14 protein-coding genes and 2 pseudogenes are annotated in these 21,578 nt (G+C 69.8%); 10 read left to right on the top strand and 6 right to left on the bottom strand.

Annotated elements, in window-relative coordinates; genetic code table 11:
- Positions 1-4: 4 nt before the first annotated feature.
- Positions 5-694: a class I SAM-dependent methyltransferase gene (locus ACFHVL_RS23585; protein WP_416630612.1), complete on the bottom strand. Its 690-nt coding sequence runs from the start codon at positions 692-694 to the stop codon at positions 5-7.
- Positions 695-1,136: 442 nt separating this feature from the next.
- Here ACFHVL_RS23585 and ACFHVL_RS23590 point away from each other — a divergent pair, with 442 nt between their 5' ends.
- The 5 genes and pseudogenes from ACFHVL_RS23590 to ACFHVL_RS23610 all read left to right on the top strand — a co-directional run.
- On the top strand, positions 1,137-2,807 hold the full coding sequence (locus ACFHVL_RS23590; RefSeq protein WP_416630613.1) for a condensation domain-containing protein: 1,671 nt from the start codon (positions 1,137-1,139) through the stop codon (positions 2,805-2,807).
- A gap of 70 nt (positions 2,808-2,877) precedes the next feature.
- On the top strand, positions 2,878-4,140 hold the full coding sequence (locus ACFHVL_RS23595; RefSeq protein WP_416630614.1) for an MFS transporter: 1,263 nt from the start codon (positions 2,878-2,880) through the stop codon (positions 4,138-4,140).
- Positions 4,137-7,067, top strand: coding sequence for a type I polyketide synthase (locus tag ACFHVL_RS23600; protein WP_416630615.1), 2,931 nt, complete (start codon positions 4,137-4,139; stop codon positions 7,065-7,067). Before ACFHVL_RS23595 ends, ACFHVL_RS23600 begins: the two co-directional genes overlap by 4 nt.
- Positions 7,051-9,300, top strand: coding sequence for a lantibiotic dehydratase (locus ACFHVL_RS23605; protein ID WP_416630616.1), 2,250 nt, complete (start codon positions 7,051-7,053; stop codon positions 9,298-9,300). The genes ACFHVL_RS23600 and ACFHVL_RS23605 overlap by 17 nt, the downstream gene beginning before the upstream one ends.
- 111 nt (positions 9,301-9,411) lie before the next feature.
- Positions 9,412-9,625: pseudogene (locus ACFHVL_RS23610) on the top strand (hypothetical protein); the annotation flags it as partial.
- A gap of 130 nt (positions 9,626-9,755) precedes the next feature.
- On the opposite strand, the gene ACFHVL_RS23615 reads toward ACFHVL_RS23610, so the two are convergent.
- Complete coding sequence (locus ACFHVL_RS23615) at positions 9,756-12,671, bottom strand: condensation domain-containing protein (RefSeq protein WP_416630617.1); 2,916 nt, start codon at positions 12,669-12,671, stop codon at positions 9,756-9,758.
- A 414-nt stretch (positions 12,672-13,085) separates the two neighbouring features.
- Between ACFHVL_RS23615 and ACFHVL_RS23620 the strand changes: the two genes are divergently transcribed.
- A complete protein-coding gene (locus tag ACFHVL_RS23620) occupies positions 13,086-13,214 on the top strand; it encodes a hypothetical protein (RefSeq protein WP_416630618.1) in 129 nt (42 codons plus the stop codon).
- 149 nt (positions 13,215-13,363) lie between these two features.
- Here ACFHVL_RS23620 and ACFHVL_RS23625 read toward each other — a convergent pair whose 3' ends face one another.
- Positions 13,364-14,560 carry an IS630 family transposase gene (locus ACFHVL_RS23625; protein ID WP_416630619.1) on the bottom strand — a complete coding sequence of 399 codons (1,197 nt, stop codon included), beginning with the start codon at positions 14,558-14,560 and terminating at the stop codon, positions 13,364-13,366.
- Between the two features lie 97 nt (positions 14,561-14,657).
- On the opposite strand from ACFHVL_RS23625, the gene ACFHVL_RS23630 reads away from it, so the two are divergent.
- Together ACFHVL_RS23630 and ACFHVL_RS23635 are read left to right on the top strand one after the other, a co-directional pair.
- On the top strand, positions 14,658-14,978 hold the full coding sequence (locus tag ACFHVL_RS23630) for a hypothetical protein (protein ID WP_416630620.1): 321 nt from the start codon (positions 14,658-14,660) through the stop codon (positions 14,976-14,978).
- Positions 14,979-15,440: 462 nt separating this feature from the next.
- Positions 15,441-16,562 (top strand): integrase core domain-containing protein, encoded by a 1,122-nt coding sequence (locus tag ACFHVL_RS23635; RefSeq protein ID WP_416630621.1) that lies wholly within the window; start codon positions 15,441-15,443, stop codon positions 16,560-16,562.
- A 247-nt stretch (positions 16,563-16,809) separates the two neighbouring features.
- Here ACFHVL_RS23635 and ACFHVL_RS23640 read toward each other — a convergent pair whose 3' ends face one another.
- Together ACFHVL_RS23640 and ACFHVL_RS23645 are read right to left on the bottom strand one after the other, a co-directional pair.
- The gene (locus ACFHVL_RS23640) at positions 16,810-17,724 is read right to left on the bottom strand and encodes an aminoglycoside phosphotransferase family protein (protein WP_416630622.1); all 915 of its coding nucleotides are present in this window, start codon (positions 17,722-17,724) and stop codon (positions 16,810-16,812) included.
- Between the two features lie 65 nt (positions 17,725-17,789).
- Positions 17,790-18,036: pseudogene (locus tag ACFHVL_RS23645) on the bottom strand (transposase family protein); the annotation flags it as partial.
- Positions 18,037-18,069: 33 nt separating this feature from the next.
- On the opposite strand from ACFHVL_RS23645, the gene ACFHVL_RS23650 reads away from it, so the two are divergent.
- A complete protein-coding gene (locus ACFHVL_RS23650) occupies positions 18,070-19,179 on the top strand; it encodes an ISAs1 family transposase (RefSeq protein WP_416630627.1) in 1,110 nt (369 codons plus the stop codon).
- 135 nt (positions 19,180-19,314) lie between these two features.
- Here the strand turns inward: ACFHVL_RS23650 and tnpC are convergent, their stop codons facing one another.
- A complete protein-coding gene (gene tnpC, locus ACFHVL_RS23655; protein WP_416630623.1) occupies positions 19,315-21,021 on the bottom strand; it encodes an IS66 family transposase in 1,707 nt (568 codons plus the stop codon).
- A gap of 151 nt (positions 21,022-21,172) precedes the next feature.
- On the opposite strand from tnpC, the gene ACFHVL_RS23660 reads away from it, so the two are divergent.
- Positions 21,173-21,544: a hypothetical protein gene (locus ACFHVL_RS23660; protein ID WP_416630624.1), complete on the top strand. Its 372-nt coding sequence runs from the start codon at positions 21,173-21,175 to the stop codon at positions 21,542-21,544.
- Positions 21,545-21,578 lie beyond the last annotated feature (34 nt).

Below are 21,578 nucleotides of genomic sequence, written 5' to 3' on the forward strand. Positions count from 1 at the left end.
GTCCTCACTGCTCCGGCATCGTGGCGACGAGTGTGACGACCAGCGGCAGCGGGTCGCCGGGGAGCCGCCAGTACCCGTCCTTGCCCTGTGCCATCGACGGGAACCGCTGTCGGATGTCGAACGGCAGCTCGCGGAGTCGGTCGATGCGCAGGCCAGCGTTGATGAGCGCGGTCGACAGGCTGCCGACGGACCACCGCCAGAAATACTCAGTGTGTGGCTCGACGGGCTTGAGATCGGCGTAGGTCTTCGCGACCTCCATCCGGTTCGGACCGTCCTGGAACAGGGAGTAGGTGAGGCGTAGCTCTCCGTCGATCTCGGTGAAGAGTGGTAGCACCGGGTGGATTTCCACGATGCACACCTTGCCGCCGGGCTTCAGATAGGAGGCGGCGATCTCGGCCCACCGGTCCAGGTCGTGCATGAACACGAGCGCGCCGTAGCTGGTGAAGACGATGTCGAACTTCTCGTCCAGCGTCTCCGGCAGCTCGAAGATGTCGCTGCGGATGAACCTGGTGTCCAACCCGAGGTCGGCCGCGATCGCGCGGGCGTTCTCGATCGCCTCGTCGGACAGGTCGACGCCGGTGGCACGGGCGCCCAGCCGGCTCCACGACATTGTGTCCAGGCCGAAATGGCACTGTAGATGCAGAAGTGATTTGCCGGTGACGTCACCGACTTCCTCGATTTCGATTCTCTGCACCGTGTTTCGACCGTTCTTGAAAGCATCGACACCATAGAATTCAGTGTCGAGATGCTCTTTTACGCGCAGATTCCAGCCGTTTCTGTTGGCGGTTACGCAGTCCTCGATGGAAGGGGTGACCTCTGCTTCGGAAGTGGTCATTAATGATCACTCTCGTTAGTCGACGTTCGTGACCAACGCAATCTAACCGGCCGATCTGTACCCGTCAACGCTGTCCGAATAGCCCGATTTTTATGGGTTTGTAGCTACTCTGTGGGTGATGTCGGCGGATGCCAGACATGATGCACATGTATCTACTATGGCCAATTTCTGAAATTTCGCGACCGCGTTCTGCTTCTTTCTTCAATTCGGTATCCATGACATAATTCCCGACGTCGAGCATTCGATCATCGACTTTTCGTACAACGGGTTCCGTGCCGGCCGAAGCATTCGGGGGATTTTAATGATCGACGGTGCAGTCGAGGTCGACGACGCAAGCGTTATCTCGGTGTCGCCCGCTCAGGAATCGATGTGGTTCGCCCTGCAGCTCACCCCGGGCCCGGCCTACCACGTGCCGTACCGGGTCCGGCTGGACGGCCTGCTCGACCCCGGCGCGCTGCGCTCCGCCCTCGGCGACTTGGTCGCCCACCACGACGCGCTGCGGGCCTCGTTCACGCTCACCGGCACCGAGCTGCGGCAACGGATCCGGCAGGCCGGCGCGTTCACGCTGCCGGTCACCGACCTCGGCGCATTGCCGCTCGACACCGCGACGGCGCGTGCGGAGGAGTTGGCCCGGGCGCCGTTCGACCTGGCCGGAGGCCCACTGCTGCGGGCCGAGCTGCTGCGGTCGGCGCCGGACCGGCACGAGCTGATCCTGGTCGTTCATCACCTCGTCTTTGACGGTGGGTCGGCGCGGGTGTTCTTCGCCCAGCTCGCCGAGGCGTACGCGGCTCGCGCCGCGCACCGCACCCCGGAGCTGCCGCCGCACCCCGCCGCGTACCCGGACCTGATCGATGCCCAGCGCACCCCTCCGGGCGGCGCCGACCTCGCGTACTGGCGGGATCGCCTGCACGACGTGCCACCGCCTCTGACCCTGCCCGGCTCCCCGCCCCCGGGCACCCCGGACGGGCTGCACCGCGTGCGCCTTACCCCGGACCTGGCCGACCGGGTCCGGGCCGTCGGCCGTCGGCATCGATGCACATCGTTCATGACCATGCTCGCCGCGTTCGCGGTGCTGCTGCGCACGCACACCGGCCGCACCGACGTGGTGATCGGGTCACCGGCGGCGGACCGCCTGCGCCCGGAGACCGCGCACGCGGTCGGACTGTTCGTCAACATGCTGCCGTTGCGCGTGACGATGACCGGCACGCCGACCTTCGCGGATGTTCTCGCCGGGGTACGGGACGCGGTGCTGGACGGATTCGGTCGCCAGATCCCGTTCGAGGACATCATTCAGGAGATGGGCCCGGCCCGCGGCGCCGGACGCAGCCCTCTCTTCCAGACCGTGTTCTGGCTGCATCCGGCGCAGGCCGAGCTGCCGGCCCTCGGTGACTGCCGCCTCTCCGTGGAGGAAATCTTCACCGGCACCGCCAAGTACGACCTGACGCTCGGCGTCCGCGAGACCCCGGACGGCACGGTCTGCGACTTCTTCTACCGGGGTACGGTGCTGGATCCGGCCGGCGCGGACCGGCTTGCCAACGGATACCTGCGGCTCCTTGACACCCTGGCGAGTCCGGACGCGGTCCTTCCGGGCCTGCCCACACCGGCCCCGACGGCCGCAACGACCCAGGCCGCCACGACCACGGCCAGGCCGGTCGCGGAGTCGGGCGGACCGCTCGCCGGCCGGATCGCCGAGGTCTGGCGCGAGGTGCTGGACGTGCCTGTCGTCGGTCCGCAGGACAACTTCTTCGACCTCGGCGGCCACTCCCGGCTGATGCTGCGCGTCCGGGGTTTGCTCGCCGAACGGCTCGGCGCCGAGGTGTCCATGCTGGATCTCTTCGACCACCCGACCATCGCCGCGCTCGCCGGTCACCTGGCCGCCACCGCACCACCGGAGACGTCCGGCGACGATCCCGCGGAGCGCCGCCGTGCTGGCGCGCTCCGCCTCCGCCAGGCGAAGGGGCAGCAAGAATGAGCGAGCTCGGGAGCGAATCATCGGCTCAGCGCAGACCACGGCGTGACCGCAGCGTCGAGGTGAGTCCGGCATGACGCAGGCACCGAGCAGGCTGGGTACGTTCGTGGCGCTCTGGCTGGCCGAACTGGTGTCGCTGACCGGCACCGCGATGACCGGCTTTGCGCTCGGCGTCTGGGTCTATCGGACCACCGGATCTGCCGCCCAGTTCGCCGGCGTCGTGACCGTGCTCTACCTCCCGCAGGTGTTGGTCACGCTGGTAGGCGGCGTGCTCGCCGACCGGTACAGTCGGCGCCGGCTGATCCTGCTTGCCAACGCGGGCGGCGCTGCCGTGCTGGCCGTGCTGATCGTGCTGGTCGCGGCGGACGCGCTGAGCGTGCCGCTGGTCTATGCGGTCACGTTCCTGGTCGCCACCTGCGGCGCGATCCAGTACCCGGCGTTCGCCTCCTCCGTACCGCAGCTGGTCCCGGAGCGTCTGCTGCCCCGCGCGAACAGCATGGTGCAGATGGCGAACGCGTCCTCCCGCCTGCTCGCCCCGGCGCTGGCCGCCGTGCTGATCCCGGTCGTCGGAATCCTCGGTGTGGTCCTCATCGACCTGGTCACGTTCGCCGCGATGGTGGTTGTCCTGGCGGTGATCCGGATCCCGCAGCCGGCCGCGACCGGGCAGGCCACCGGCGTCCGCCGGATCCTCGGCGACGTCGCCGCCGGCTGGGCCTACATCTCCCGCGAACGCGGCCTGCTGATCCTGCTCGGCTTCTTCTCGATCGCCAACATCGCTGCCGGCTTCACGCTCGCGCTGTTGCCCCCGCTGGTCCTGGAGTTCGGCACGCAGAGCGACCTCGGTTTCATCCTCTCCGCCGAGGGCTTGGGCTGGCTCGCCGGCGCCATCCTCATGATCGTCTGGGGCGGGCCGCGCCGCCGCATCCACGGCGTGCTCGGCGCCGGCATCGTCTTCGGCATCGGCGTCGCGATGCTCGGCGTGCGCGCCGCAGTTCCGGTTGTCGTGGCCGGCGTGCTCGTCTACGCCCTGGCCCTGCCGGTGATCAACGCCTGCAACGCGACGATCTGGCAGGCCAAGGTGCCGGCCGACATGCTCGGCCGCGCGTTCGCGACGCTCCGCGTGGTGGCGCTCGCCTCGGTGCCGGTCTCCGCGCTCACCGCCGGAGTCCTGGCCGACGCGGTTTTCACGCCGCTACTCGGCGAGGAGCGCGGCATCGCAGGCCTGCTGATGACCGTCGGGTTGCTGCCGATCGTGGCCGGGATCGCCACGTACTTCTCCCGTCACGTCCGCGACCTCGAACGTGAGCCGGCCCCGGCGGCGGGAGTGGGCCGATGACGACGTCGCCGGACGAGCTCACCGGCCTGGAGATCGCGGTGATCGGCATGGCCGGCCGCTTCCCCGGGGCACCAGACTGCGCGCGTCTGTGGGAGACGGTCCTGGCCGGACGGGAACGGATCACCCGTACCGATCCGGAGGGGCCCGGCCACGTCGCGGCCTGGGGACGGCTGGACGACATCGACCGATTCGACGCGGCCTATTTCGGATACTCGCCGCGTGACGCTGCACTGCTCGACCCGCAGCAGCGGATCTTCCTGGAGACCGCGCAGCATGCGCTGGAGCACGCCGGCCACTACAACGGCGGCCGTGCCCGGGTCGGCGTCTACGCGGGCGGCAGCATCAGCACGTACCTGCTGCGCAACCTGCTCGGCGGCACCACCAACGCCGGCTACGGCGAACTGATCATCGCTAATGACAAGGACATGCTGGCGTCCCGGGTCTCCTACCACCTCAACCTCACCGGGCCCAGCGTGGCTGTGCAGACGGCCTGCTCGACCTCGCTGGTCGCGGTGCACCTGGCCGGGCAGGCGCTGCTGGCCGGCGAGTGTGAGATCGCGATCGCCGGTGGAGTCTCCGTCCAGCCGCCGCAGGGCGGGTACCACCCCGAGCCCGGCGGGGTACTGTCTCCGCGCGGGGTCTGCCGGCCGTTCGACGCCACGGCCGACGGCATGGTCCCTGGCAGTGGCGCGGCCGCCGTGGTCCTCAAACCGCTGGCTGACGCGGTCCGCGACCGCGACACCGTGCACGCGGTGATCGCGGCCACTGCGGTCAACAACGACGGCGGCGACAAGGTTGGCTTCACCGCGCCCCGGATAGACGGGCAGGCCGAGATGATCCGGACCGCGCAACGGCTGGCCGGCGTCGATGTCACACGGATCGGGTACGTCGAGGCGCATGGCACAGCCACTCCGCTCGGCGACCCGATCGAGGTCGCGGCGCTGACCAGGGCGTTCCGTTCCGCGACCGACCGGACCGGGTTCTGCGCGCTCGGGTCGGTCAAGGCGCTGATCGGTCACCTGGACGCGGCGGCCGGTGTCACCGGTCTGATCAAGACAGTGCTCGCGCTCCGCGCCGGCGTGCTGCCACCGAGCCCGTACCTCCGCAGGATCAACCCAGAGCTGTGCCTCGCGGACAGCCCGTTCTACCTACCCAGGGTCGCGCAGCCGTGGCCGGGTGACGGGTCGCGGGTCGCGGCGGTCAGCTCGATCGGTATGGGTGGGACGAACGCGCACGCGGTCCTGCGGCAAGCACCCGAGCCGGCGGCCGGGCCCGGTCGGCGGCACCGATGGCACGCGGTCGCAGTCTCCGCCCGGTCGGGGGAGGCGCTGGACCGGATGCGCGCCGGCCTGGCAGACCGGTTGACGCCCGGCGACGACCTGACCGACGTGGCGTTCACGTTGCACGCCGGGCGGCCGCGGGAGGCGTACCGCGCTGTGGTGGTGGCCGAGGACCCGGCAGGTGCCGCCGAAGCGCTCCGGAGCGGCGTGCGGCAGGCGCACGAGCCGGCCGACGACGTACCCGTGATGTTCCTGTTCCCAGGGCAGGGTGCGCAGCGTCCGCGGATGGGACACGGGCTGTACCAGACGGAACCGGTCTTTCGGGCCGCGCTGGACGAGGTCGCCGGGTTGGCCCGCGCGCACGGCGTACCGTTGGCGGAGCTTTTGTTCGATGACGCGCCGGAGGCCGCAGCGCGCCTGACGGACACCAAGATCGTGCAACCCGCGCTGTTCGCGGTGGAGTACGCACTGGCGCGCCTGCTCGGATCGTGGGGGATCAGGCCGGCCGCGATGCTCGGGCACAGCGTCGGCGAGTACGTGGCTGCCACGCTGGCCGGGACGTTCTCGCTGCCTGACGCGGTAGCGCTGGTGGTGACGCGCGGGCGCCTGATGGCGGGCCTGCGGCCCGGGGCGATGCTCGCCGTCGCCATTGCCGCGGAAGAGCTGCCGACGCTGCCCGACGGCGTCTGGCTGGCGGCGGACAACGCGACGGGCAGTTGCGTCGTGGCGGGCGAGCCCGGCCCGGTCGATGCGTTCGCGGAACGGCTGTCCCGCGCCGCTGTCGCGACCAGGTGGCTCGCGGTCTCGCACGCGTTCCACACGCCGATGGTCGCGCCTGTACTGGCCGAGCTGGCCGAGGCGGTGGCCGGGGTGGAGGCGCGCCCACCGGAGATCCCGTTCGTATCGTGTCGGACTGGCCGGTGGATCACCGCGGCGGAGGCCACCGACCCGGGTTACTGGGCAGGGCAGGCCGCCGATCCGGTGCGGTTCCGGCAAGGGCTTCGCACGCTGCCGGACGGCGTCCTTCTCGAGGTGGGGCCGGGTACGGCGCTGACCGGCTTCGTCGCCGGCCGCCCCGCCCTGCCCACGCTTGGCCGCACGGGTCCCGGCAACGATCCGGATGGCGAGGAGAAGGCACTGGTCACCGCGCTCGGCCGGCTCTGGCTGGCCGGCGGCACCATCGACTGGAAGACCTTCCACGGCCCCAGTGCCGGCCGGGTGCCCCTGCCTGGGTACCCGTTCGCGTCGAACCGGCACTGGATCGCGCCCGGCGTTCATGACGGGACGCCGCGCCCGGCCGGTTCCGACGTGGCGGACCTCCCGGCCGAGTCCGCCGACGACGTGACGGTCCGGCTGCGTCGGGTCTTCGCAGAACTGCTGGGCATCGCCGGGGTCGGCGACCACGACGACTTCTTCGAGCTCGGCGGCACGTCGTTCCTGGCCACCCGGGTCGTCGCGGTCGTCAACGACGAGTTCGCCGTACGCCTGACCCCCGGGGACCTCTTCGACGCGCCGACCGTCGACACCCTGGCCGAGATGGTCTGGCGGCAGCTGACCGAGGGGGACGATGAATTGCTCGAAGAGATTAGGCAGCTGTCGCCGCAGGATGTCCGCGCGGCCCTGGGTGACGATGGCGGCCGCGGCTGAGCACGCCGCCGCCCGGCACCTCGTGCCGTTCGGCGAGCGATGGGCGATCTGGCGGTGGGTGGCGCTGCGCGGTGCGGGCATGCCGGTCGATTGGCTCGCCCGGCTGAGCCGCCCCGGGCTCGCGGACATCGGCGAGGAGGAGTTCGCGCGGGCCGGCGCGGAACTCGCGGCGGACCTGCGCGCGCTCGCGGCCGAGCCGGCTTTGCGGGAGGCGATCACCTGGCAGAACCGGCACGCGCTGCGGACCGGGGTAGACGTGATGCTGGCCTCGCCGGGGCGCCGCTCTTCGAAATACCGGCAGAAGGAGGCGCTGATCGCCCGCTACCTGCAGCGATACTGCGCGAAGAACGACACGATCGGCTTCTTCGGACCGGTCGGCTGGGCCACAATTCGCGACGACGGGCCGGCCATCACGGTACGCCCGGGAGCGGGCCTGGTCGCGGACCGGACGACGTACCTCGAGGGCTGGTGCGCGGACGAGATCGCGGCTGTGATCGCCGCGGACGAGGAGCTGCGGCCGTGGCTGGCACCGCGGATCCCACCGTTCCTGCGCCTGGACGGCGATCAGCTGCACCGACCGCTCGCCCCGCCGCTGACGCTTCCGCCAGATGAGGCTGCGGTCCTCGCCCGCTGCGACGGCGTTACCCCGGCGTACGCGATCGCCTCCGCGTTCGCCGGCAACGGCTTCGACACTCCCGGGGAGGTCGTCGAGGTGCTGCACCGGCTGGCCGCCGCCCACCGGATCGTCTGGGGCCCGCAGATTGCCGCCGACGACCCCGACCCGATCCGCGCGCTGCGGGACCTGTTGCGTCCCCTGCCGGCCGGACCGTCGCGGCAGCGCGCCGAATCCATTGTGGAAGCGCTGACCGAGCGGTACCGGGCGGTCGCCGCCGCCACCGGCGACCCGGATCGGCTCGGCACCGCGCTCACCGCGCTGGAGGAGTGGTTCACTGAGGTCACCGGCGAGGCGTCCACCCGCAACCACGGCCGGTTGTACGCCGGTCGCACGCTCGTCTACGAAGACTGCCGCCGCGACCTCGACGCCGAGCTTGGCCCGGAGCTGCTGGCCAGCCTCGCACCCCCACTGGAACTTCTGCTCACCTCCGCCCGCTGGTTCACCGAACGCGCGTTGGCGCTCTACCGCCGAGAGCTTCTCGCGCTGTACGACCGGCTCGCTGTCCGGCACGGCCCCGAGGTGCCGCTCGAGAACCTCTGGTTGTACGCCCAGGATCTGGTCTTCCGGGACGCCGGCGACGCGTTTGACGTCCTCGCCACCGAGGTCCGGCAGCGGTGGGCCACCGTGCTCGCCACCGCGCCCGGCCCCGACTATGCGTCCGCCAGCCTCCGCGACGCCGTGGACCGTGTCTTCGCCACCACCGTCACCACGCCCGGCATCACCCGATACTGCTGCCCCGACGTGATGATCGACGGCCCGAGCATCAGCGCGATCCGGGCTGGCGAGCACCGGTTCGTCCTCGGCGAACTGCACGCCGGCTTCAACACGCTAACCTCCGCCTTTTTCGCCCGCCAGCACCCCGCACCACACGAACTGGCCGACGCGGTCGAGCACGATCTGCCGGACCCCCAGATCGTCGCGGTCTTCTCCCGCGAGGTGCCGTCCCGCATGATGCGTGGCCTGACCGCCCCGCGCGACCTGCGCATTCTCTACGCCCAGGACAGCTGCGGGGTGGCACCCGAGGTTGCGGTGCCGGTGAGCTCGCTGGTCGCCACGCGGACCGGCGATGAATTGATGATTTCCAGCAGGGACGGCCGGATCACGTTCGAGAGCATGGTCTTCTTCGGCGAGCTGGTCATGGTCCGGGCCCATCGCGCGTTCGGCGTGTCCGCGCCGGCCCCGCATACACCCCGGCTGACCGTCGACCGGCTCGTCGTCGAACGCGAGACGTGGCGTTTCGCCCCGCGTGACCCGGCCTTCGCATGGATCGCCGATGAACACGAGCGGTTCCGCGCCGCGCGACGCTGGCGAGAGGATCGGAATCTTCCCCGATACATCTTCATCCGCACCGCCCGCGACGCCAAACCGCTCTACGCTGACTTCGACTCCCCGGTGCTGATCGACCTGCTCAGTCGAGCCGTGCGGCGTGCGGCCGACGACGGCGAAGATGTGACGATCAGTGAGATGCTTCCCGGCCCGGAGCACGCCTGGCTGCCGGACGCGCAGGGCCGCCGGTACACGAGCGAGCTACGCGTGGTCGCCATCGCACGCCTGTGAACCTGTCGGACCGTTTCTGAGCCGACCCGGAGACGCTGCCCGCGTCTCATTGGGCGCCGGGTCCGGCGCTCTTGTGGCCGCCCCGGTCCGCCACCCGTCACCGTGCTGGCGATGACCGCGCTCGGCCACATCGGCGACGACGATAAGGTACGCCGGCTCTCCCCGCTGATCCGGGTGTGGCCGGGGGAGACGGGCCACAGCAGGGCGGTCGCCGGTCTCGACATGCTCGCATCGATCGACCGACGTTGCGTTGCTGCACCCGCACGGCATCGCGCAGCGGGTGAGGTCCAAGGCGCTGAAGGAGTGCGTCCGGGTGCGTGCTCGGACCGGGGGCGCCCGCTCTCGCCGCTACTCGCGGCGAGAGCCGCGGGAGCGCTCGGAACGTGCCCACCAGGGAAGCGGGAAACGAGGATTCTGACTTCGCCTTTCGGATTGTGACAAGGCGCTACTGGACGTCACGTGAGCCGAGCGGCGAACTCTGGCACCGTGGGGGCGTCGAAGATCCAGCGGGCCGGGACCTCCACGCCGAATGCCTCGCTGATCCGTAGCGCGGCCGACACAGCGAACAGTGAATGCCCGCCAAGCTCGAAGAAGTCTCGGTCGCCGGTCGCCAGTTCGCGCTCCTCGTCCGGCCCGCAGCCAAGCACGCCGGCCCAGATCGCGGCGATCCGGCCTCGCACCCCTTGGTCGTCCGGGTCCTCGTCGACCGGCGGCGCGGCCGTGGCCAGTCCGGCCAGCGCGTCCGGGTCGACGCCACCGGCACCGGTGCGCGGTAGCCGAGGCACGACCACCACGCCGCCGAGGGACTGCCGGCAGGTGGATGTCGCGCGGGTGCGGCGCAGCAGGACTGCGGGCACGATCGTGGCACCCGGTGCGGGCACGACCACCGCCACTTGGCGGTCGTCGACCATGGTGACGGCCGCGTCCGCCACGTCCGGCTCGGCCCTCATGGCGTCGGCCGGTGACGCTGCCAGTTCCAAGTCACCGTCCGGCGTGACCCGGGCGACCTCGTCACCGAGGAACACCCGCGCGCCGCGCCGGTCCCCGAACGAATCCGGGCGGAACCGGTCGGCGGTACGCGCCGGATCTCCCGCGTAGCCGATCGCCAGTCCCGCGCCGGTCAGGCACAGCCGTCCGGTATGCCCGGCGGGCGTAAGCCGTCCCAGATCGTCGACAGTATATGCCCCGGCGCTGCCGACGGCGGTCTCCGAGGTGTGAGTAGGCGTCGTGCCGTTCAGCGAGTAACCCGCCTCGACCGGGCCGGCGAGGCAGTGCACGGGGAACGGGAGCCGGACCCCGTCACGTCCGGCGACCACGGCGGCTCGCAGCCGCGAACCGTGTGCCGCAGCCCAGACTCCCAGCTCCGCGACGTCCGCGCCGCCGGCGAAGGCCACCGTGGCCCGCATCTTCGCGGTCCCTGCGTGCAGGACCGCGCCGGAGAGCAGCGCGGCACACACCTCCAGCACCCAGGCCGCCGGTCCGGCCGCGCGCCACGCCACGACATCGGCCGGGGTGAGCCCGGGCAGCGTGGCGGCGCGCCCGGCGAGGTCCGCGAGGACGGACCGGGGGAGTACGACCGGCATGGGTGGGGAACCGCCACCCGCCGCGTCCAGCAGCACGGCTGCGGCGGTCGCCCTGACCACGCTCGGTAGCACCGGCACGTCCGGCGCATCATCGACGTCCACCAAGGCCAGGCGAGCCGGCCACGCTGCGGTGGCGTCCGAGCCGGCCAGCAGCACCGTGGCACCGGCCCGATCGGCCAGCGCGGCTCGTCGCTCCCGCGGCGTCTCCGGGTCGAGCAGCAGGCAGGCCGCACCGGTCCGCAGGATCCCGAGCAACCCGGCGACCGTGCCCGGTGCCGCCTCGGCGTGCAGCGCCACGACGGTTCCCGTCACACAGCCGGCCGCGCCGAGCGCGCCGGCCACCCGCCACGCCCAGCGGTCCAGCTCACTCCAGCTGACCTCGCGCGTGCCCGCGCCCACCGCGATCGCGTTCGGTGTGGCGGTCGCGCGCTTTGCGACGACCGTGCTCACGTCCGGATGCCCACGCCCGGCGACGGGTCTGATCACCGCGCGCGCCACCTGCCCAGCCGGCAGCGCCGCGAGGTCAGCGATCGGCCGGTCCGGGTCGGCCGCGATCGCGGTCAGGATCTCGTGCAGATGCTCCGCGTAGCCGGCGACCGCCCCGACCGGGAACCGGGACTCGTCGTGCAGCAGCTTCAGCAGGACCGCGCGTTCCGCGAAGACCTGCAGGACCAGCGGGTAGTTCGGCTGGCGCAGCAGCCGGAAACGCCGGTCCGTCCAGGCACCTCCCTGCGCTCGTAGGACCGCGTCGAGCAGGAAGTTCTCGTAGACCACGAGCGTGTCGAACAGGCGCTCGCCGGCCGCGGCAGCGTCCCGCTGGATCTCCATCAGGGACGCGTGTTGATGGTCGCGGACCCGTACAGCCTGGCCGCGCAGCGCGACGAGCAGCTCCCGGACGGTCGACGAGGCGCCGACCCGGGCCCGTACCGGCAGGGTGTTGAGCATGAGGCCGATCATCGTGTCCGATCCGGGCACGGTGTCGCGCCGCACCGACCGTACCGCTCCGAAGACGACGTCCTCCCGGCCGAGACAGCGGCCGAGCAGCACGGCCCAGGCCGCCTGCATCACTGTGTTGGGCGTGCAGCCGCACTCGCGCGCCACCTCGCGCAGCCCTTCGGACAGCTCTTCCGTCAGTTGCAGGTCGTGCTCGGCGTGCCGGACGCCGGAGGCCTCGCCCCGATCCCCGGCAATCAGCGTCGGGCCCGGAAGATCGGCCAGGGTCGCGCGCCAAAAGGCGCGGCCGGCTGCACCATCCCGCGTGGACAGCCAGTCGATGAACGCGCGATAGGGCATGGCCGGCGGAAGGTCGGGGACCATGCCGGTCCGCAGCGCGTCGTACGTGGCGAAGACCTCCCGCAGGAGCAGCAGCAGCGACCGCCCGTCCAGCACCGAGTGGTGGAACGTCAGCAGGAACCGCACCGCACCCGCCTCCCGCCGGACGGCACCGCGTACCAGCGGCAGGCGATCCACCCGGAACCCGTGCGCCCGATCCGCACGCAGGAACGACTCCCAGTCCCCGGTCACCACCGTGATCGGGAACGGCATCGGCGGATACAGCTCCTGACGTACCTCGCCGTCCCCACCGATCCGGAACGCGGTCCGCAGGGCGTCGTACCGGTCCGCCGCCCGCTGCCATGCTGCCGCGAAGATACCGGCGTCCAAACCAGATTCCAGGACGCTCTCCACCTGTACTGCGTCGAGGCTCGGCCCATCCGCGAGCGGGCTGTCCGCGACGATGCCCAGCTGCATGGGGGAGAGGGGATAGGTATCGATCGGGTCGTCGGCCACGGAGGTCCTCCCGGACGCGAAGTCTGCGTCAAGAATATGTATCGATTCCCATGATCGGAATGGTCGAATTTCAGCCGGCCGGCCTATACCATTCCAAACTCCCTCAAGGGCGGTGACCTGGCGTTTTGAAGTTCAGTTCAGGCTTCCCGGTGGTGCTCGTTGATCACCCCGTTGAGTCGTCATCGGCCTCGTGTGGGCGTGTCATGGGTACCCGTCGACAACGGTCAGCGCGTGTCGCTCGTTGTAGATCAACACGTGGTCGGTGCACTCTTCGCGAGGGCTACAGCAACCGCACGGCCATACCAGATCTCGTCAGCGCGAGCCGGGAACTCCCAGCTCACGGCGTGGGCGATAAGTTAACTGGCCGGCCTGGACGCGGACCCGCCGCTTCCGGTCAAGCGCTGGCGCCCGCTGGTGGCCTGGCTCCCGGCCATCCCGCACGTGATGATTGTCGCGGCGCTGACCGGCGGCTGGCGTGTCCGCAGCGACGGCGGCACCGTCGTGTACGTGTCCGGCAGGCTGGTCGCGGTCGTCGTGTGCTGATCGTCGGGCCCGTGCTTCTGTTCACCGGCCGCAACCCGCCCGGCATGTTCGACCTGTTGCTCGGGTTGGCGCGCTGGGTGACTTGCACGATCGCGGACATTGCGTTACTCGTCGGGGCTTAGTGGTCGAGGTCGTAAGTCCTTCGGGGGTTACGCGGCCAGGGCGTGTGCGGCGGGTTGGCGTTCGCGGCTGGAGGGCTGTTGGGGGTTCTGCTCTTTCGGTTCGTGTCGCTCGATCCGGGCGAGTAGATCGGCGAGATCGGTTGGGGTGAACTTCCATCTGAAGGGCCGGGTGGTTGCGTTGTAGCGCTGCTCGAAGGCGGTGAGGCGGTCCTGTACCTGGTCGAGGTTGGTGAAGTCGTTGGGGGTGACGACTTTGCGTTGCACGATGGAGAAGTAGATCTCCACTTGATTGAGCCAGGAGGCGTGGACCGGGGTGTGGATCATGACGGCGTTGGGGTAGCGCTTGGCCAGCCGGTTGATCGCGGCGTGGCCTCGGTGGGAGGAGCCGTTGTCGACGATCCAGAACACCCGCCGGGCGGAGGCGTACGGCTCGCGGGTCATGACCTCGTCGACCAGTTCGGTGAACGGGTCGATGCCGGTGGTGTCCTGGCAGAGTCCGATGACGTGGGCGCGGTGCACGTCGTAGGCGGCGAGGTAGGCGAGTGCGCCGCCGCGGTCGTATTCGTGGTTGACCCGCATGGCGCGGGCCGCGCCTGGTGGCAGGGTGGGGTGGCAGCGGCAGCGGGCCTGGATGCTGGTCTTCTCGTCGGCGCAGATGACGTACTCGTCGTCGCCGAGCGGGACGCCTTGGTGGGAGCGGGCGTAGAGGTCGAGTACGCGGGTGGCTTTGACCGCGAAGTCGGGGTCGCGGATGAAGATCCAGGACTGGTGTCGCCAGGGTTTGAGGGTGTCGGTGGCCAGGATTCGGCGGATCGTGGAGGGCGAGATCGCCGCGACGATGCCCCGGGCGATGACCTCGCGGGCCAGGTCGGGGCAGCTCCACCGCGACAGTGGCGCCTCGGCCTCGGCCGGTAGCTGGCAGGCCAGGGCTTTGACCTCGGCGACCTGCACGGGCGTGAACCGGACTGGCCGCCCGGAACGCTTACGGTCGGCCAGACCGGGCAGTCCCTGCTCGGCGTAGCGTCCACGCCAGCGGCGCACGGTGTCGATGTGCACGCGCTGCCGGGCGGCGATCTTCTGGTTGGAGTAGCCGTGGGCGGCGTCGCGGATGATCCGGGCGCGGATGACCTGCTGGTAGGCGGCGGTGTGGGAGTGGGCCAGGGCCTTGAGCCGGTGCCGGTCGGCGGCGGGCAAGGTGATCTGGCGTGCTCGGGGGACGGGCACGGGCGAGCCTTCACGACAATGATCCGGGGTGGGGCTCGCAGGTTGCCCTGCCGATGCCGCCGTCGGGCGTCGACACGCCGGGGGCAGGATGTGACCCATGCCGGCGATTCCCGAGTCCACCAAGCATTCCCTGGCGCAGCGGCTGCGCGAACACGCCAGGGCGAGATGGCCCCAGCTGGCCGCGGTGGATGTGCGCTGTCGCGGGCGGTTCGCGTACGTCACCGGCGAACTGGCCGACGGCGAACGGCTGCCGCTGATGCGGTACCGCTACGGCGGGTCCGCGCACCGCTGGGGCACCGCGATCTATGTGGCCGGCAGCAACAGCTACGAGGACCAGATCTGGTTCAGCGGCAGTGTCGAGGACGCCTTCGACTTCGTCTGCGACATCCACATCAGCCCCATCACACCCGAACCCTGACCCCAGTCACCCGTCAACCCCCGAAGGACTTACGGCGCCGACCACTTAGCCGCCGCTGCGCCTGGACCAGGGCGGCAAGAGCCGGACGGCGTTCCGCCGTCACCGGACTCAGCCGCAGGTGGACGGCGAGGACTACTTTACTCGACCGGTTTATGCTTCAGGCGACCTGGACAAACGTGCGTGAGCATGCCGCTGGGCCACCGGACTACTGGGGGTCAAGGGGTCGTCGGTTCGAATCCGGCCGTCCCGACAGCGAGAGGGTTTGCGCAGGCCAGCGACTTGTGGGAGCCCTCTTTTCATTGCTTGGCATGGATGCCCGGTCTAGCACTGTGGGTGTCGAAACCTCATCCATGCTGGCCACAGCCGTCTTGATCACCGAGACAAGGAGGCTGGTGCCGACTCTCGGCTGGATCGCGACGGTGCTCTCCGTCGAGCACTGCGCGACGATGGGGGGCCGCACCGGTGCTGGCCGCGCCGATCGCGGGTGTGCTGTTTCGACTGGCCTACCTCGGCGTGACCAACGCCCTCGCTCTGCTGCGGCTGCTGCCGATGAGCGACCGCGACAAGGACGCCGAAATCCTCGCGCTCCGACACCAGATCCTGGTCCTCGAACGACATCTGCACGGCGAACGGGTCCAGTCCGCGCGAGCGGACCGGGCCTGGCTGGCCGCCCTGCTGCACCCGATACCACGAACCGTACTGAACCGTCTGCGGCTGCTGGTCCGCCCGGAGTCGGTGCTGCGCTGGCACCGGGACCTGATCGCCCGCCGGCACGCCCGGATCTCCCGGCCCCGCCGGGTTGGGCGGCCACGAACGATCCGGTCGATCCGCACGTTGGTGCTACGCCTGGCCAGCGAGAACAGCACCTGGGGATACCGCCGCATCCACGGCGAACTGCTGATCCTGGGCGTCAAGGTCGCCGCGTCCACCGTCTGGGAGATCCTTGAAAACGCCGGAATCGAACCGACGCCCCAGCGCACCAGCAGCACTTGGGCTGCGTTCCTGCGGTCCCAGGCCCACGCCGTCATCGCCGCCGACTTCTTCGAAACGACCACACTGACCGGCACCCGGCTCTACGTCCTGGCGATCATCGAACACGCCAGCCGCCGGATCCGGATCCTCGGCGCCACCGCGCACCCGACCGCTGGCTGGGTGGCCCAGGCCGCCCGCAACCTGGCGATGGATCTCGAAGACACCGGCTGCCGGGTGAAATACGTGATCCGCGACCGGGACGGCAGGTACCCGGCACTGTTCGACACCGTCCTTGCCGACGCTGGGATCGTCGCGATACTCAGCGGTGTCCGCATGCCCCGAATGAACGCAATCATGGAACGCTGGGTGCGGACCTGCCGACGTGAACTCCTCGACCGGACCCTGATCCTCAACCAGCGACACCTACTGCACGCGCTGCGCGAGTACGAGAGCTTCTACAACGAACACCGCCCTCATCAGGGCCTCGCCAACGCCCGGCCACTCGCCCCGCTACCCGACCCGATCACCGACCCAGACCGACTCACCCACCTGACCATCCACCGGCGGGACCGCCTCGGCGGCATCCTCCACGAGTACGAACATGCCGCCTGAACTGCCCGGATGACATTTTCGGCAGGTACACGCCGTTATATGGCACATCGACGATCAGCGTGCCGTCCCGGTCGAGCAGCACGGCGTCGATCGGCCCGCCCGCCGGAAAGCCCTGCCGTCGCTGCTTCGCCGAGGTATCGCCGCAACACGACGGTGTGCCGTCGTTTCCGTCACCGTCTGGGTCCGGCGCAGGCGGGGCGATGTCGTGCCGGGCGGCATGGGTGGTCACGGCGATCACACCAACGATCTATGTCATGAAGACGGACACGAGTCGTCGGCATCGCTGCGGGTCTTCGGTCAGCCCGGCGTTGAGGCCCCAGAGCCAGTACTCGACCGACCGGAACACGACCCAGTCGCGGGCACGGGCGTAGTCCAGTCCGCCTTCTGCAACGGCCGTCTCGAAGTGTGCGACGACCTCCGCGGCGTCGGCCATGTCGTCGAGGCGGGTCCACAGCACCCGGGCGAGGTCGTACTCGATGTCGCCTCGCAATAGGAGCGGGTCGACGGTGAGCCAGGGTTCCCGGGAGCCTTTGAGCACCTGACCGGAGTGCAGGTCGCCGTTGACGGCGAGAACCGAGCTGGTGCCGGACAAGCCGGGAGCGACATCGAGCGCTTCGGCCAGGAAGGCCTTGTCGAAGGGCTCATGCAGTCTGTGCCAGGTTGCCTCGAGATCATCGGCGATTGTCCGGGCGAGGGTCGCCGTCGATTGCACGTCGGGTGGTGCAGCAACGGCGAGCCGGCGAATCATCCGGCCCAGAATAGCGACAGCCTTGTCCACCGGCCGGTCGCTCAGGGACAGGTGCATGGCGAGTCGCTCAAGCAGCATCGCTCCGTGGTCGACATCGGCTTCGATGAGCAGCACGGTGCCGCGTCCGTCCCAGAACCGCAGAGCGCGAACCTGGTCTGCGACGTCGGTGTCAGGGGGGGCGATGCGGAGGGCGTACTCCTCACCGTCGCGAGTCACGGGAACGACGACGGCGTGGGATCCGTGTGAGAGCTCGCCCACGATGCGTAGATCCCACTTCTCGCACTGGAGCCGGATCGCCCGAGGCAGCTCGGCCAACCACTCGGCACCCTCTTGCCACCAACGGGGCATGTTCAGGAACGACTGCGGGATAGTGATCCCGTTCGTCGCGCGGCGGGAGTCGTGGGGTTCATCCATACCGATCAGCCTAAAGGTTGTTGCGCAATTCGATGATGGCGTTGCCGGTCAACGGTTCTGGTGTCGCCCCCGAGGATGATGTTGTGGAGGTGGGCATGCCGGAAGCGGTGTCGGTCAATGTGTGGGCGGCGCGGCGGTAGTCGCGCAGGATCTTGAAGGCTTTCATGCGGGCCAGGGCGTGTTCGACCTGGCCCGGACGGTGCGGTGATGCTTGTTCAGGGTGGTCTTCCAGTCGGGCAGTTCGCTGCCGTCGGTGGGTTTGCGGTACGGGATGATCACCTCGGGGTTGCTGCGGTAGGTGCCGTCGGCCAGGGCCGTTGCGTAGTCGGCTGAGGGCTTGCTGAGCTGGGAGTTTGGAGAGATCCGCGTGATCCACGTGGCCGCCGCTACCCCCTGGTCAGCGTGCTCGCGGTCGCGGTGTGCGCGGTGCTGGCCGGGGCGTGCACGTTCGCCGCGATCGCCGACTGGGTACCCGACCTCGACCGCGCCTCGTGGGCGAGGCTCGGGTTCACCGACAGGGTCCCCGCCGCGACCACGCTGTGGCGGCTGCTGATCCGCGTCGACGCGCAAGCGCTGTCGGCGGTACTGGCAGGCTGGCTACAGGCACGCACAACACCCCTCACCGGGACCGGACGGCGGTGGCGCCTCGTCATCGCCGTCGACGGCAAGGTCGTACGCGGCGCCCGACTCGCCGACGGACGTCAGGTCCATCTGCTGTCGGCCTACGACACCAGCACCGGCATCGTGCTCGCCCAGGTCCAGATCGCCGCGAAGTCGAACGAGATTCCGGCGTTCACGCCCCTGCTACGCCTGGTCGCCGCCCAGCTGGGTTCGCTGACCGACGTCCTGGTCGTCGCGGACGCCCTGCACGCCCAGACCGGACACGCCGAGTACCTGTCCGCCGCCGGCGGCCATCTGATGGTCACGGTAAAAGCCAACCAGCCGACCACGTTCGCCCAGCTCAAGACGCTGCCCTGGGCGCAGGTCCCGGTCGGAGCGCGGACCCGCGACACCGGACACGGCCGCACGGAGACCCGCACCGTCAAGGCCGTCACCGTGACGACCCCCGGCGGGCTCGGCTTCCCCCACGCCCAGCAGGCCGTCCGGATCACCCGTACCCGCACGGTCAAGGGCAGGACCAGCCGCGAAACGGCGTACCTGACCGTGTCCCTGCCCGCCGGACAGGCCCAACCCGCCGACCTCGGCACCTGGGCACGAGCCCAGTGGCACATCGAGAACCGCCTGCACTACGTCCGCGACGTCACGTTACGTGAGGACGCGCATCACGCTCGGACCGGCAACGGCCCCGCCGTATTCGCGACATTCCGTAACACCGCGGTCGGCTACCACCGCGGCAACGGCGAACCCAACATCGCCCGCGCCACCCGACGCGCGAACCGACGTTCCACAGAGCTCATCGACGCCGTGACCAGCAGTAACCCGACTACGCAATAGCCCTGGGAGGAGGGGGCTGTTCCGTCGTAAGTAGTCCCAATTCCCGTGGGTGACTGTGGGTGATGGGGGTTGTGGGCATGCCGACGGTCGGCGTGGCCGGTTGCGGCGGCGCCGTGGTGTTGGCCGGTGTGGTCGTCAGCCGGTCTCGGGTGGTTGTGCCCAGGTGTGCAGGTCGTCGGGGGACGCGGTCCAGGGCAGGAATCGTTGCAGGTCGGGGCCGGTCAGGGGTTTTCCGCCGTTGCGGCCGCAGGCGTCGAGGTAGGCGGTGAGGTAGGTCAGGACGTTGAGGCCGGCCTGTTCGGCGGTCGCGGTGACGGTCCAGACGGTCGCGGCGAGACGGGCGGCGTCGTCGGTGCGGGAGCCGTAGGCGTTCTTACGGGTCACGACCGGCCTGCGTAGCGCCCTTTCCGAGGCGTTGTTGTCCAGGCTGATCATGGGGTGGTCGCGGTGCGCGGTCAGGCCGTCCCACTCACGGTCCAGGGTGGCCAGGGCCTTCTTCGCCGGTTGTCGCAGTCCGGGGCTTCTCATCTGGGACTGCCGGGCGGTGTCGATCGTGTCCAAGGTGGTGTCCCAGGCGGTGTACGCGTCGGCCAGCCGTGCCGCCGCCTGGACCGCGGCCCGTCCGGGTGCGGCCGTCACGGAGGCGTTCCACGCGTCGGTCAGCTCGTCGTGGGCGACGTGCAGGGCCTTGATCCGGTCCAGCCAGTCCCGGGTCCAACACCCGAGTTGGGTGGGGTTCGCGTCCCCCGCCCGCACGAAGTACCGGCGGACATGAGCCCAGCAGTACAGGTTGGTCAGGCCCTCGGTCCTGCGTCCGGCCGAGGCGTAGACGGTGTAGAAGTCGCTGGAGACGACCAGCCGACGCGGCCCACCATCAGCGTGCGGGGTCAGCTGTCCGGTGGTGGTGTCGATCCCGGCATGCCGGGCCGGAACAGCGCCGGCGCGGGTCGGGTCCATCACGAAACAGGTGGTGTCCGCGCCGATGAACACCCACAGCCACCAGCGGGCCGGGCCGTCGCCGTCATCCGGGGTGAACACATGCCACGAGGTCTCATCGGCGTGCAGATGCCACGAATCACGGTTACGGGCAACGATCTGCTCCTGCAACGGCGCCAGCAACATCCCGGCGGCCGCGCAGGTCCCGACCAACGTCGAGGAGCTGAGGTCAGCACCCTGGCGGGCCAGCCCGGCGATCAGGGAGTTCTGGGAGCGCCCGGCCACATACCGTTCGACCAGCAACATGACGATGAACCTGTTGCTGAACCGGCCTTTCCCGATCGCTTTCGGCGGCCCGGGTGCGGTCACCGTCCCCGGCCCCGCACACCGGCAACGCCGCCGATACCGGCGCCGACGGTGCACCACCACCCGCACCGTCACCCGCCAGTCGACCTGCTCGAAGGCGTGATCGTCGAACGCCTCGAACGGTGACCAACAGCTCGGGCAGCAGTACCCGCCCTCAGCGAAGTCCCACACCACCTCCACCCGCGGCAGATGCGAGTAATCCCTGCGACCGGCCCGGCCACCCGGCCCCCGCGGCGACACCCTCTCCCGCTGATACCCGCCAGGCTCACCACCATGCCCACCCCGGCCATCACCATCACCGGCCGTCGGCCGGACCCGCTCGGAGGAACGCCCGAACACCAGCCGCTGCAACACCGCCAACTCCGCCGACAGCCGCTCATTCTCGGCCCGTAACCGCTCATTCTCGGCCCGCAACTCAGCATTCTCGGCCCGCAGCTGCCCGGCCAACCGTTCCCACCGCTCGTTGGCCTCCACCACCCGAGCCAACACATCCCGCAACCCGCCGTCAGCATCCGCCGTGGCACCCACCGAGACCGTCACAGCCGCCAACCAACACCATCACGACCGCCCGACCCCGGACCAACTGTCCGACTTACACACAGTCACCCACGGGACTTGGGACTACTTACGTGAGACGTGTCCGTGGTGTGACTCGAAACGGCTGAAGCTGCTGTTGCGCACCACGGACGTGATGCAGCACATGCCCGGTGTCTTCGTCCTGGATTCCTGTCAGGACTGCGGGCACACTTTCCAGAACCCGCGGCTGAACGACGCCGGTCTGGAGTTCTACTACCGGGACTTCTACGACGGTCTCGGTGAGGAGAACATGAACACGATCTTCGACACGAAACGGTTCGTGAACGACGGGCGGACCCGGATGGTCGCGGCCGAAGGAACGCCGAAACAGTGGCTCGACGTGGGCACCGGGCACGGTCACTTCCCGGACGACGCGAAGAAGCTGCTGCCGGACACGGCATTCGACGGCTTGGACATGACCGACGGGGTGCTGATCGCCCAGCAGAAGCAGCACGGCCCCGGCGTTGTTCCTCTATGCCTGATTTGATCACGGTTTGTTAGATGCGGTAGACGGCGAAGGC

It is taken from the genome of Micromonospora sp. LOL_023 (assembly GCF_048060115.1).
Classification (GTDB): domain Bacteria; phylum Actinomycetota; class Actinomycetes; order Mycobacteriales; family Micromonosporaceae; genus Micromonospora_E.

Coding starts and splice junctions, on each gene's coding strand:
- ACFHVL_RS23640 (WP_416630622.1), bottom strand. CDS start 17,724: ATGGATGAACCCCACGACTCCCGCCGCGCGACGAACGGGATCACTATC.
- ACFHVL_RS23590 (WP_416630613.1), top strand. CDS start 1,137: ATGATCGACGGTGCAGTCGAGGTCGACGACGCAAGCGTTATCTCGGTG.
- ACFHVL_RS23595 (WP_416630614.1), top strand. CDS start 2,878: ATGACGCAGGCACCGAGCAGGCTGGGTACGTTCGTGGCGCTCTGGCTG.
- ACFHVL_RS23600 (WP_416630615.1), top strand. CDS start 4,137: ATGACGACGTCGCCGGACGAGCTCACCGGCCTGGAGATCGCGGTGATC.
- ACFHVL_RS23660 (WP_416630624.1), top strand. CDS start 21,173: ATGCAGCACATGCCCGGTGTCTTCGTCCTGGATTCCTGTCAGGACTGC.
- ACFHVL_RS23630 (WP_416630620.1), top strand. CDS start 14,658: ATGCCGGCGATTCCCGAGTCCACCAAGCATTCCCTGGCGCAGCGGCTG.
- ACFHVL_RS23605 (WP_416630616.1), top strand. CDS start 7,051: ATGGCGGCCGCGGCTGAGCACGCCGCCGCCCGGCACCTCGTGCCGTTC.